General features: G+C 55.3%; 9 protein-coding genes and 1 other annotated feature. Of the genes, 5 read left to right on the forward strand and 4 right to left on the reverse strand.

The genetic code is table 11. The features are described from left to right. The 5 genes from WC562_09775 to WC562_09795 form a co-directional block, all read left to right on the forward strand. A partial coding sequence (locus WC562_09775) for a hypothetical protein (protein ID MFA5056436.1) occupies positions 1–1,490 on the forward strand: 1,490 nt, incomplete at its 5' end. 318 nt (positions 1,491–1,808) lie between these two features. Beyond that, on the forward strand, positions 1,809–3,437 hold the full coding sequence (locus WC562_09780; protein ID MFA5056437.1) for a dockerin type I domain-containing protein: 1,629 nt from the start codon (positions 1,809–1,811) through the stop codon (positions 3,435–3,437). Positions 3,438–3,607: 170 nt separating this feature from the next. After that, positions 3,608–4,966: a TrpB-like pyridoxal phosphate-dependent enzyme gene (locus WC562_09785; protein MFA5056438.1), complete on the forward strand. Its 1,359-nt coding sequence runs from the start codon at positions 3,608–3,610 to the stop codon at positions 4,964–4,966. A gap of 111 nt (positions 4,967–5,077) precedes the next feature. Continuing rightward, positions 5,078–6,148 carry a trypsin-like peptidase domain-containing protein gene (locus WC562_09790; GenBank protein ID MFA5056439.1) on the forward strand — a complete coding sequence of 357 codons (1,071 nt, stop codon included), beginning with the start codon at positions 5,078–5,080 and terminating at the stop codon, positions 6,146–6,148. Between the two features lie 168 nt (positions 6,149–6,316). Further along, positions 6,317–6,604 carry a GIY-YIG nuclease family protein gene (locus WC562_09795; protein MFA5056440.1) on the forward strand — a complete coding sequence of 96 codons (288 nt, stop codon included), beginning with the start codon at positions 6,317–6,319 and terminating at the stop codon, positions 6,602–6,604. Positions 6,605–6,654: 50 nt separating this feature from the next. Here the strand turns inward: WC562_09795 and ileS are convergent, their stop codons facing one another. The 4 genes from ileS to WC562_09815 all read right to left on the reverse strand — a co-directional run bounded on the left by ileS (position 6,655) and on the right by WC562_09815 (position 12,997). Continuing rightward, positions 6,655–9,693 (reverse strand): isoleucine--tRNA ligase, encoded by a 3,039-nt coding sequence (gene ileS, locus WC562_09800; protein ID MFA5056441.1) that lies wholly within the window; start codon positions 9,691–9,693, stop codon positions 6,655–6,657. Between the two features lie 270 nt (positions 9,694–9,963). Then, positions 9,964–10,215, reverse strand: a binding site (T-box leader). 43 nt (positions 10,216–10,258) lie between these two features. Beyond that, on the reverse strand, positions 10,259–10,906 hold the full coding sequence (jag, locus tag WC562_09805; protein MFA5056442.1) for an RNA-binding cell elongation regulator Jag/EloR: 648 nt from the start codon (positions 10,904–10,906) through the stop codon (positions 10,259–10,261). After that, positions 10,827–11,861: a YidC/Oxa1 family membrane protein insertase gene (locus WC562_09810; GenBank protein ID MFA5056443.1), complete on the reverse strand. Its 1,035-nt coding sequence runs from the start codon at positions 11,859–11,861 to the stop codon at positions 10,827–10,829. Before WC562_09810 ends, jag begins: the two co-directional genes overlap by 80 nt. Then, positions 11,858–12,997 (reverse strand): PQQ-binding-like beta-propeller repeat protein, encoded by a 1,140-nt coding sequence (locus WC562_09815; protein ID MFA5056444.1) that lies wholly within the window; start codon positions 12,995–12,997, stop codon positions 11,858–11,860. Before WC562_09815 ends, WC562_09810 begins: the two co-directional genes overlap by 4 nt. Position 12,998 lies beyond the last annotated feature (1 nt).

The raw sequence follows: 12,998 nt of genomic DNA on the forward strand, positions 1-12,998 counted from the left end.
TTGACTGCGGCTCCGACGGCGACACCGTCACAGCCACCCCCAACGCGTGCTACTCCTTCGTTGACTGGTCGGACGGCGTACTGACCGCCTCCAGAACCGATACCAACGTACAGGCCGATATCACCGTGACCGCCAACTTCGCTATCGAGCCCTACACACTGACCTATAACGCCGGTGCGGGAGGCTCTATCACGGGCACTACCCCGCAAACTGTTGACTGCGGCTCCGACGGCGACACCGTCACAGCCACCCCCAACGCGTGCTACTCCTTCGTTGACTGGTCGGACGGCGTACTGACCGCCTCCAGAACCGATACCAACGTACAGGCCGATATCACCGTCACTGCTAACTTCGCTATCGATGAGTTCGACCTTACCACCTCCTCTACCGCGGGCGGCTCCGTTACCACCCCGGGCGAGGCCGGCCCTTATACATACAACTGCGGCCAAGTGGTCGATATTGTGGCTACTCCGGCAGACGGATACGCCTTTGTCAATTGGACCGGCGACACGGGCACTATCGGCGACACCAACGCCGCTTCCACTACCATCACCATGAACGGCGATTACTCCATAACCGCCAACTTTGAGGAGGATGCGGTTACCTACACACTGACGATGGCGACAGCCGGAGGAAACGGCGGCTCTGCTAACGACCTGACCGGCGGCTCTCCTTACGCGGCAGGCACCGTAGTCAACATACAGGCCACCGCCAACAACGGCTCCGCTTTCTATAACTGGACGGCTCCGGCCGGCTCGTTCGCTAACGCCAATTCGGCAACAACTACCTTCACCATGCCCGCTCAAGATGTTACCGTCACCGCCAACTTCGTGGTGCCGGAGTTCGTATATCTGTCAACCTATTCCGGTTCAGCCGATACTTATTGGAAATGGGTATGGCTGAACCGCGTGTATGTGACGCCCAACTCAGGGGAATCTAGGGGCGGATGGTGCGATTACTATGAGACCAATTTCTATTCCGATGCGGCCTGCACGACTACAACCGAGCCGATACGAAAGATCGTTAAGTATATAACTATAACCTTAACCCTTCATGCTCCCATGAAGGAATGGCGTAATCCTGACGACCTCCTGCTTGTCCAGCGCTATAGCGAGGCAACGGCCAACATAGGCGGCCTTGCCAAAAACTGGGTCTACTACCGGAATCTCACCGGCACACAGCCCGGCGCTCCTTGGACGCTAAGCGAGACCTTCTCAGAGACCGAGGAGATCGATTCAGATAATGATGCGGGCGACTCAGAGAATACCCGCTCGCATGTCGTTGCCGGCGCTACAGAGTCGGTCACCGTTCCAGCAGGAACCTTCACCTGCTACAAGAACACTATAACCGTGGGGTCCAAGACGATCATTGAGTACTGGGATGCCTCGGGTGTCTTCCCATACATGCCGATAAAAACTGTGGACAATGTCGCCTTCCAGAGTACTGATACCAAGGTGCTTGTATCCACAACCATTAATCTGAACCCGTAACTTCTGAGTACACAACGGTAAACCATTCAACTAAAGCCCCCCTTAATCGGGGGGCTTTTCTTTTAGCCCCTTGAAAAAATCTCAACGTTAAAGATAGATAATATGCAAGAAATATAGTTACCTCGGTCAACATATTGCAAACGAAAGCTCTCTGTGTTAACATCATCACACTTTACTCATTCATGACTAACAGTCGAATGTTTACTTGTTTAAGCAATTTTGTGCTTTATTATGTTGACCAGACCTTTAAAAAGCTGTATAATAGGCGGTCAAGATATATACTTAATCGTTTTAGATAATCTGCTATGGAGGTGCAATATGTATCACCGAAATAGAGGCAAACATATTTTCTTATCGCTCATAGGCTTGCTGTCTGCTTTTATCCTTGCTTTTTCCCCCGTACTCATAGCGCCGGCTCCGGCGAGTGCCGCGGCAACGGGAGACCTCAACGGGGATGGCGAGGTGAATATACTCGATTTTATACTGCTTAAACTGGTTCTCTTAAAACAGCACCAGCCGGGCGACAACAATGACATCGACGGCAACGGCATACTAAATACACTCGATGGATCTGCCTTACTTGATATAATATTCGGCAATAACGCGTTGCCTAGCGGCGGCGGCGGTGGTGGCGGTGGTGGATCGACACCTACTCCCACTCCCACGCCGACACCTACTACTACGCCGACACCTACGCCTACACCTACTCCCACGCCTACGCCGACACCTACTCCCACGCCTACGCCTACTCCCACGCCTACACCTACGCCCACGCCTACACCTACGCCTACTCCGACGCCTACTCCTACTCCCACTCCCACGCCTACACCTACGCCTACTCCTACGCCTACTCCGACGCCTACTCCTACTCCCACTCCCACGCCTACACCTACGCCTACTCCTACGCCTACTCCGACTCCGACTCCGACACCTACTCCTACTCCCACGCCTACTCCTACTCCCACTCCCACGCCTACACCTACGCCTACTCCTACGCCTACTCCGACTCCGACACCTACTCCCACGCCTACTCCCACGCCTACTCCTACGAGCGGTCCAACCTACACACTGACGATGGCGACGGCTGGAGGAAACGGCGGCTCTGCTAACGACCTGACCGGCGGCTCTCCTTACACGGCAGGCACCGTAGTCAACATACAGGCCACCGCCAACAACGGCTCCGCTTTCTATAACTGGACGGCTCCAGCCGGCTCGTTCGCTAACGCCAATTCGGCAACAACTACCTTCACCATGCCCGCTCAAGATGTTACCGTCACCGCCAACTTCGTGGTGCCGGAGTTCGTATATCTGTCAACCTATTCCGGTTCAGCCGATACTTATTGGAAATGGGTATGGCTGAACCGCGTGTATGTGACGCCCAACTCAGGGGAATCTAGGGGCGGATGGTGCGATTACTATGAGACCAATTTCTATTCCGATGCGGCCTGCACGACTACAACCGAGCCGATACGAAAGATCGTTAAGTATATAACTATAACCTTAACCCTTCATGCTCCCATGAAGGAATGGCGTAATCCTGACGACCTCCTGCTTGTCCAGCGCTATAGCGAGGCAACGGCCAACATAGGCGGCCTTGCCAAAAACTGGGTCTACTACCGGAATCTCACCGGCACACAGCCCGGCGCTCCTTGGACGCTAAGCGAGACCTTCTCAGAGACCGAGGAGATCGATTCAGATAATGATGCGGGCGACTCAGAGAATACCCGCTCGCATGTCGTTGCCGGCGCTACAGAGTCGGTCACCGTTCCAGCAGGAACCTTCACCTGCTACAAGAACACTATAACCGTGGGGTCCAAGACGATCATTGAGTACTGGGATGCCTCGGGTGTCTTCCCATACATGCCGATAAAAACTGTGGACAATGTCGCCTTCCAGAGTACTGATACCAAGGTGCTTGTATCCACAACCATTAATCTGAACCCGTAACTTCTGAGTACACAACGGTAAACCATTCAACTAAAGCCCCCCTTAATCGGGGGGCTTTTCTTTATTCTTCGCCGCCTTACACATGACGATTATTGACTAAAGAAGCCGTTTATTATAAGCTTTCTCTGTATTTTCAAATCACATACATGCAACGCAGAAAGGGAGGAAGAATGGATACCAAGATCCAACTGACAGAGAAAGAGATGCCGCAGCAGTGGTACAACATACAGGCGGATTTGCCCAAGCCCATGCCGCCGGTGCTGCACCCTGGTACAGGCAAGCCCATAGGTCCCCAGGACCTGGCTCCTCTCTTTCCCATGGAATGTATAAAGCAAGAGGTCAGCCAGGAACGCTGGATTGACATCCCCGAGGAACTTCAGGATATCTACAAGATATGGCGCCCCACCCCCCTCGTGCGCGCCAAGCGCTGGGAGAAGGCCCTGGGCACCCCGGCCAAGATATATTACAAGTGGGAGGGCGTGAGCCCCGCCGGGAGCCACAAGCCCAACACCGCCGTGGCGCAGGCATATTACTGCAAGCAGGAAGGCGTCAAGCGCATAACCACGGAGACCGGCGCCGGCCAGTGGGGCAGCGCGCTATCGTTCGCCACCAATCTGTTCGGTATCGAGTGTAAGATTTACATGGTGCGCATCAGCTACGACCAGAAGCCCTACCGCAAAATGATGATGCAGGTATGGGGCGGCAAGTGCGTGGCCAGCCCAAGCAACGATACTAAAGCCGGACGTGATATCCTGGCCAAGGATCCTAACTCCCCCGGCTCGCTGGGTATAGCCATCAGCGAGGCCGTGGAAGACGCGGTCCAGCGTGAGGACACTAAATACTCGCTGGGAAGCGTTCTGAACCATGTGCTGCTGCACCAGACCGTCATAGGCCTTGAGACCCTCAAGCAGTTCGAGAAGATCGGCGAGTATCCCGATATCGCCATCGGCTGCGTCGGCGGCGGCTCCAACTTCGGCGGGTTCATCATGCCGTTTGCGCGCGATAAGATCACCAAGGGCAAGAAGACCCGCATCATCGCCGTCGAGCCCACCGCCTGTCCGACCATGACCCGCGGCCTGTACAAATACGACTTCGGCGACACGGCCTGCACCACGCCTCTGATCAAGATGTTCACGCTGGGACACGGATTCATACCGGCTCCGATCCACGCCGGCGGCCTGCGCTACCACGGCATGGCCCCTCTGGTGTGCCATCTTTACGATCTGAAGCTCGTCGAGGCCGTAGCGTTGAAACAAAATCCCTGCTTCGAGGCCGGAGTCAGCTTCGCCAGGGCCGAGGGACATATCCCCGCTCCGGAAGCGTCGCACGCCATCCGTTGCGCCATGGACGAGGCTCTCAAGTGTAAGGAATCCGGCGAGGCCAAGACCATAGTGTTTAACAACAGCGGACACGGGCACTTTGACTTGAGCTCATACGAGAAGTACTTCGCGGGCAATCTGGAGGATACCGAGCTGTCCGACGCGGAAATCAAGAAAGCGCTCGCGGACCTGCCTAACGTCGGCGAATAGACTTTCAACTAGAAACTAACGTTCAGCCGCTCCCGCGAGGGGGCGGCTTTACTTTTCATTTACAGAGGGTTTGTTATAATATTTTCTAGAATAGTACGGAGCTGTTTCAAAATGTCCAAGATAAAAACTGCGTTCGCCGTAACACTTATCGTCCTATCGATAGCCATCGTAGGTTGCACATCAGGCGGCATAAATATCTCTATTCCAACCCCAAACTCTTCGGCTACCGCATCGCCCGAGGACTACAACCTGCCTACTATCACCAACGTTGTAGACGAGGCAAACCCCGCCGTCGTCTCTATTGTAGTAGGCACGGTCTCCTACAACTGGTTCATGCAGCCCGTGCCCTCCGAATCCGCCGGCTCGGGTGTAATCATCGACGGGGACGGATACATCGTGACCAACAACCACGTGGTCGAGGACAGCACCAGCATCACGGTCAGCCTCACCGACGGGAGAAGCTTCGACGCAACCCTCGTCGGCACCGACCCTTACACCGATCTCGCCATCGTAAAAATCGACGGGGGCAATCTGCCCACAGCTTCGCTCGGCGACTCCGACGCGCTCAGGGTCGGCGACTGGGTCATAGCTATCGGCAACGCCCTGGCACTCGAGGGCGGCCCCACCGTGACGGTGGGCGTGGTCAGCGCCCTGGGCCGCACAATAGAAGTTGACAGCGACACGACCCTTTACGACCTGATCCAGACCGACGCCGCCATCAACCCCGGCAACAGCGGCGGCCCGCTGATAAACCTGAACGGTGAGGTCATCGGCATCAATACCGCCAAGATATCGTCGGTCGAGGTCTCCGGCGTCGGATTCGCCATAAGTTCCAACAGCGCGGTCCCGATAATAGAAGAGCTCATCAGCAAAGGCTATGTCTCGCGGCCTTACCTCGGTGTATCTCTGGTCACGGTCACGCCTGCTATCGTGAACACGTACGATTTGAGAGTCGATACGGGCGCGATGATCTACTACATGAATCAGGGGACGCCGGCATCCAACGCCGGACTCAGGCCGGGCGACGTTATCGTCGCGTTTGACAACGTCGAGATAGAGACCGCGGACGATGCCATCCAGGCGATCCGAAACCATAGTGTGGGCGACACTGTCGAGGTCAAATACTATCGCGGCAACAGCCTGCAGTCCGCCTGGGTCACTCTGGCCGAAAGGCCGCATTAAGAGCTACGATCGATTTAGCCTAGCTATGGCAGAGATTGCTTCGCTACGCTCGCAATGACATCTTTGATGCACCTGCCTGAATAAATAACTATAATTGTCATTGCGAGGAGTCCTTCCATATAGTTCTACCATGGAAAGACGACGAAGCAATCTCTATTGAGGAACAAAGTGAAAAAGCAATACTACATCTACATAATGACCAACCAGGGAAATTCCACACTATATACCGGCGTCACTAACAATTTAAAGAGAAGGTCTTACGAACACAAGGAAAAGCTCGCCGAAGGATTCACCAAAAAGTATAACTTAACGAAGCTCGTATATTACGAGTTTTGTGACGACGTAAAAAGCGCTATAAACAGAGAGAAGCAGCTAAAAGGTGGCTCAAGGAAAAGCAAGCTTACACTAGTAAGTCACTTCAATCCGGACTGGCACGACCTATACGAAGAGCTATAGAGATTGCTTCGACCTTCTAGTATGGGAAGGTCTCGCAATGACAGATAGAACTACCGCTTCACCCCCAGCGTTATCTCCCGCCCCTCTATCTTGTGCGTTTCCTTATATGCCTCCGACGGGATGCTCTCGACGAAATCGTGCGAGAGCGTCTCCTGCTTGATGTACGCGACGAGGTCGGCGTTCTTCAACACACGGTCGATCAGCGCATTAGGCTCGTAGTAAGTCGTAATATAATCGGCAATCTCGAAGCCTGCATCCTTGCGCATCGTCTGTATGCGGTGCACGACCTCGCGCACCAGCCCCTCGTCGGCCAGCTCAGGCGTTATCGCCTTATCGATGGCCACCCAGTAGCCGCCATCCTCGTTGGCCTCGAAGCGTGCCGCATCCGCAAACGCCTTCTCGTCGTCGACGCAGCATATATCCTTCACGTTGAGCTCCTCCAGCACCTGAGGCTTTACGCGCTCGACACCGTCTTTCTCGCTCTTGGAACGAACCTTGACCAACGCCATCGCCAGCGGCTGGCGCACCTTGATGCCGGCCCTGCTCCGTGCGGCGCGGCCCATGCTGCATATCTTCATCGCCAGATGAATGTCCTGCGACAACGCCTCGTCGACTTTCGATAAATCGGCCACAGGGAACGCAGCCAGGTGCACGCTCTCCGGCGCTCCAGCGTCGACCGGGAGAACCAGATTGCGGTATATCTCCTCCGCCACGAACGGGGTGAACGGAGCAATAAGTTTCGACAGCGTGACCAGACATTGATAAAGCGTTACGTAGGCCGACATCTTATCAGTGTCGCTCTCGCTCTTCCAGAAGCGGCGGCGGCTGCGCCTGACGTACCAGTTGGACAGGTCGTCCACGAACTCCTGGATGCGGCGCCCGGCCGCGGTAGGGTCGTACCCTGCCAGCGACTTGTCAACATAATCGATAAGCTGGTTCAGGTCGGAGAGTATCCAGCGGTCGAGCTCGGCCTCTATCTTCACGTCGCCCGCCGCGCGCGGATCGAACTTGTCGATATTGGCGTAGAGCACGAAGAACGAATACGTGTTCCACAGCGTGCTGAGGAACTTGCGCTGCGTCTCGGCCACCAGCTCCGCGGAGAAGCGGCGCGGGCTGCCCGCTGGCGAAGAGGTCAGCAGGTACCAGCGCAGCGCGTCCGCGCCCTGCTTGTCCAGCACCTTGGCCGGCTCGACGACGTTCCCTTTCGACTTGCTCATCTTCTCGCCCTTGGCGTCGAGGATATGACCGAGACAGATGACGTTGCGGTAGCACGGCTTATCGAAGAGCAGCGTCGAGAGCGCGTGCAGCGTGTAGAACCAGCCGCGCGTCTGGTCCACCGCCTCGCAGATGTAGTCGGCGGGGAAGAATTTTTCGAACGTGTCCTTGTTCTCGAACGGGTAGTGCCATTGCGCCACCGGCATTGCGCCTGAGTCGAACCACGCATCGAGAACATCGCTCACGCGGCGCATCTTCGATCGACATTTTTGGCAATCGAACGTTATCTCATCGACGAACGGCCGGTGCAAATCGAGAGGCTCCATCATACCAGCGAGCCCCGGTCGCCCCTTGAGATCGTCGATACTGCCGACGCACTCGTCATGCCCGCAGCCCTCGCAGCGCCAAACCGGCAGCGGCGTGCCCCAGTAGCGCTCGCGCGAGCAGGCCCAGTCTACATTATGCTCCAGCCAGTCGCCGAAGCGGCCCTCCTTGATGTGCTCCGGGTACCAGTTGATCTCATCGTTGCCGGAAATCAGCCGCTCCTTCCTGGCCGTCGTCCTGATATACCACGAAGGTTTCGCATAATACAGCAGCGGCGTGGCGCAGCGCCAGCAGAACGGGTAGGTATGTTTTATCTTTCCCTTGCGATACAAATGTCCTCGTATTTTCAAATCCTTGATGATGAGCGGGTCGGCGTCCTTAACGAACTTCCCGGCGAAGTCGTAGCTACCTTTTATCACACCGTCCAGACCGACATAGTCGCGAACGAAATTGAGACCCTTCTCCATGCCCACGGAGAAGTCGTCCTCGCCGAACGACGGCGCGATATGCACGATGCCGGTACCATCCTCCATCGAAACGAAATCGGCGGCGATGGCGCGATATGACAGATCGGCCTGCGGCTCCTGCAACACCAGCGACCCGTCTTTATCGAAACGCCTGCGCTCTATACCGAACTTGTCCGGATTGAACAGCGGCTCGTAGGCTACGCCCTCGAGCGAAGCGCCTGAGACCCTGCCGACCTCGCTGTAGCCCTCCAGCCCGACGATGCCGACCAGCTTGGCAGCCATGATAAGGTAGTCGTCCTCACCTTCCATCACCGCGTAATCCTCGTTCGGCGCGACTGCTAAAGCGGTGTTTCCCGGCAGTGTCCATGGTGTCGTAGTCCACGCCAGCAAATAGGCGGGTTTTTTAGCCAAATCGGTGCCTTTTAAGACATTCGACGAATCGGCGACAATCTTAAATTTGATATACACCGACGGGTCGTCGACCTCGTCGTAGCCCAGCGCCACCTCGTGCGAACTGAGGGAGGTGCCGCAGCGCGGGCAGTGGGGGGTGACGCGGTAGCCCTGATACACCAGCCCCTTATCCCAGAGCTGTTTTATCACCCACCATCCCGTCTCGATATAGCCATTATCGAGCGTGACATACGGGCGCTCCATATCCACCCAGTAGCCGATGCGCTCGGTCATCTCGTTCCACTCTTTCACGTAGCTGAACACGCTCTCGCGGCACAGCTTGTTGAAGGCCTCCACGCCGTACTTCTCGATATCTTCCTTGGAGGTGAACCCCAGCTTCTTCTCGATCGACAGCTCCACGGGAAGGCCGTGCGTGTCCCAGCCCGCCTTGCGCGGCGCGCGGAAGCCCTTCATCGTCTTGTAGCGCGGCATGACATCCTTGAACACGCGCGACAGAACGTGGTGCACCCCGGGGCTGGCGTTGGCGGTGGGGGGGCCTTCGTACAGCACATACAGATTCGATGCGTCGCGCTCCTCAACGCTGCGCTCAAATATGCGCTTTTCTTTCCAGAAAGCGATGATGCGCTTTTCCATCTCCGGGAAATTCACCCTGCTCGATACCGGTTCAAACATATGTAACTCTCTTCTCGACTCTATATCGACGTATTACGCTGGCGATGGTGTTCTTCACCTTCGCCATCATCTATTGTCATTGTCCTAATTTATCAGGCACAATGCCGGGCGAGACGACCTCGCCCCTACAATCAAATCGTTCGATGTTCGCTGCAATCTATTGGTCTCGTACGTAGGGGCAACCCCCTGTGGTTGCCCAAGAACGGGCAGGCACGGGGGCCTGCCCCTACGACCAGAACATCCACCCCTATAAAACACAAAAGCCCGTCCCCAAGGGACGAGCCTAAAGCCCGCGGTACCACCCTGCTTCCCCGACTTTCATCGGGGCTCTCATATAAGGCACACACCCTATGCCTTCGCCATCTATAACGGCTGACGGGGCCGTCCAACTCTACTGGCGATATGCTCGCATTCGGTTGGCAGCTCGGGAGCGATTTTCAAAGGGACCGCCGCATCTGCTCGCACCGTACCAGATTCGCTGGGCGTCGATTCCCTTTTACTCTTCTCCGTCTTCGCTTGTACAGGTATAGATTATAAACGTCACGAAATAAAAAACAACTGCCGTTTACTTATGAGGAACGATAGTAACTTTGCGATAGTCGCCCTCGCCGATGCTCTGGGTAACCACGCCTTTGTAGTCCTTCAGCGCCAGATGAATTATCCTGCGCTCCCGCGGCGTCATGGGTTCCATCACCGCTATCTGCCCCGTGGTGACAACGCGCTCCGCCATGCGCTGGGCCAGGGTCTGCAGGGATTCGCTGCGCCTTTCCAAGTATCCCTCTACATCAATGGTCAGAGGGACATGAACCTTTAAACGATGTCCTGCCATGAGGTAGAGTAGATATTGCAGCGACGCCAGGGTCTGACCCCGCCTCCCTATCAGCACACCCAGGTCATCCCCTTTTAGCTCGAGGTTGAACTGCGCGCGGCCGCTGTCGCCGGATTGCGTCTCCTCGACCCCCGCCTCGATCCCCATAAGAGAAAGCAACTTTTCAAGGATTTCTTTGGCTACGGAGACCGCCTCCCTAACCGTCTCCTCGGCATGACGGCGCGATACCCTGACAGTGGCTCCACCCCCGCCAATCCCCAGAAACCCGCTTCTGCCTTCTTTAAGAACAACTATATCGACTTCATCACGACTTGCGCCGAGGTCTGCGAGTGCCAGCTCTACGGCTTCGTCTACGGTCTTGGCGCTTTTCTCGAGACTGTCCATCCGCCAACCCCTCCTGATTAACTCCTCCGGAGACCTCTTTGCCCTTGATATCCGCTCCTTTGGAGAGTTCTATTCCTGATATACCCGACGCGGCCGGCGCCGGCACCACGGCCCTCTTCTTGAAGGAGAGCGACCCCCATCCGGTAATAAAATACTGAGTTATTATGCCGATAAGATTCGATACGAACCAGAACAGGGCCAATCCGCTGGGGAAGCTTATAGTGAAGAAACCGAACATCAGCGGCATCATCCATGTCAGCATGTTATTCATGGATTGCTGCTTGGGATCGGATGTGGGCATTGTGGACATCTTCTGCAGCACCCACATGCTGGCGGCCACCAGCACTGCCATGACGTAGAATTTATCCGGCTGTCCCAGATTAAGCCAGAGAAACGTCTCGTTTAACGGCACCGCACTGATAATAAAGGAGGAAGAATACAGCCTGTCGGAGAGGCTCATCAGTTCTTCAGGCGTCGCCGCCAACGCCTTCAATATCGATTGATAGAGCGCTATCCAAATAGGGAACTGGATAAGCATGGGCCAAAGGCATCCTATAGGGTTAACGCCGGATTCCTTGTATATCCTGGACATCTCCTGCTGGAGCTTAACCTTATCGCCCCCGTACTTCTTTTGTATCTCCTGCAGCTTGGGCTGGAGCGACGACATGGCCTTGGTCGAATGCAGCTGCTTCAATGTTATAGGGAGCATCAGCAGCCGGACTATGATCACCAATACGATGATAGCGATGCCGAAATTATCGAAGAAGATGTTCGACAGGATGATGAGGAAGTTGAGCATGGGCTGGAGCAATACGATGTTCCATAAGTCCATTATGCCGACGGTCAAGGAGATGACGACGAGGGCCGCGACAATGATGAGTAGAATAATATTCTTCTTGCCCAGTTTGGGAAAGGCCCCCTTGGGCATCTGCATCTTCGGTCTTTCAGTGGTCATTCACCACCGCCGGTGGACATAGTCCATAGATATCGCGCTTCTGTTCCCATCTGCTCCACATCAAAAGCATAGATTTTCTGATTAGTTGTATGCACATAGACCACATTGCCTTCAGAACCAATGGACGCATGGATAGAATACATCGGGTCTACGTCCGCTGAAGGATACTGCCAAAGCTTTTCGCCCGTATCGGCATCGAAGCAATAGACACGGCCTCGGCTTGACCCTTCGTCGGTGCCTACGACAATACGATTATTCACGAGGGCCGGTGTGCCCCGTATAGTGCCCTCCGTCTCTTCTTCCCAGAGCTTAGCGCCACTCTCGGCATCCAGTGCGTAAATCGTGCCGCCGAGGCTTGCCGCGATTATGCTCCCGTTATGTGCCACAGCCTGAGCCCAGAACCAGTTATCCGCTTTGAATGGCGTGAATCCGCTTTTCAATTTTCCCGTAGCAACATCGACAGCATAAAGCTTCTGGTCGAGAGAGCCGAAATACAAAATGTCGTTGTAGATTATCGGGGTGCCCACTATCGCGCCTTCGGTGGAGAACTCCCAGCGCTTGGCCCCGCTGGCTGCGTCTATCGCATAAACATTACGATCGAAAGAGCCGAAGAATACTGTTCCATTATAAACGACCGGCGTTGACCATATCTTGCCACCGGTCTCGAACGGCGACCAGGAGAGTTGCGTCCTCGTAGCTATATTCACCGCGTACAGCTTTTTGTCCGAACTCCCGAAATAAAGCGTCCCATCGGCGACTGCCGCACTACCGACAATAGCCCCCAGGTAGCCTTCCGACGGATATATCCATTCCCTATACCCGCGGCTGGCATTGATCACATAGACCTTGCCCGTGTAACATCCTATATAGATTGAGCCGCTATCGATAATGGGATCGCTATATAGATAAGGAATCGTTGTCTCATCCGGATAGCTCCACCGTATGTAATGATTGCCGTCGGCGCCTATGTCATCGAACGCCACAACCTTCCCCTGCATAGTCCCGACATAGAGGGATCCATTATGAGCAACCGGGCCGGACCAGCCCTTTGGCGAGGCCGAGGCGCCGAAGCAGCCGGTAAGCAGTAAGCAGCCGCACACTAAGATAAGAACTATCGATAGAGATTTAAACTTCATT

The sequence above is a fragment of the Dehalococcoidia bacterium genome (assembly GCA_041649635.1).
Lineage (GTDB): Bacteria > Chloroflexota > Dehalococcoidia > E44-bin15 > E44-bin15 > JAYEHL01.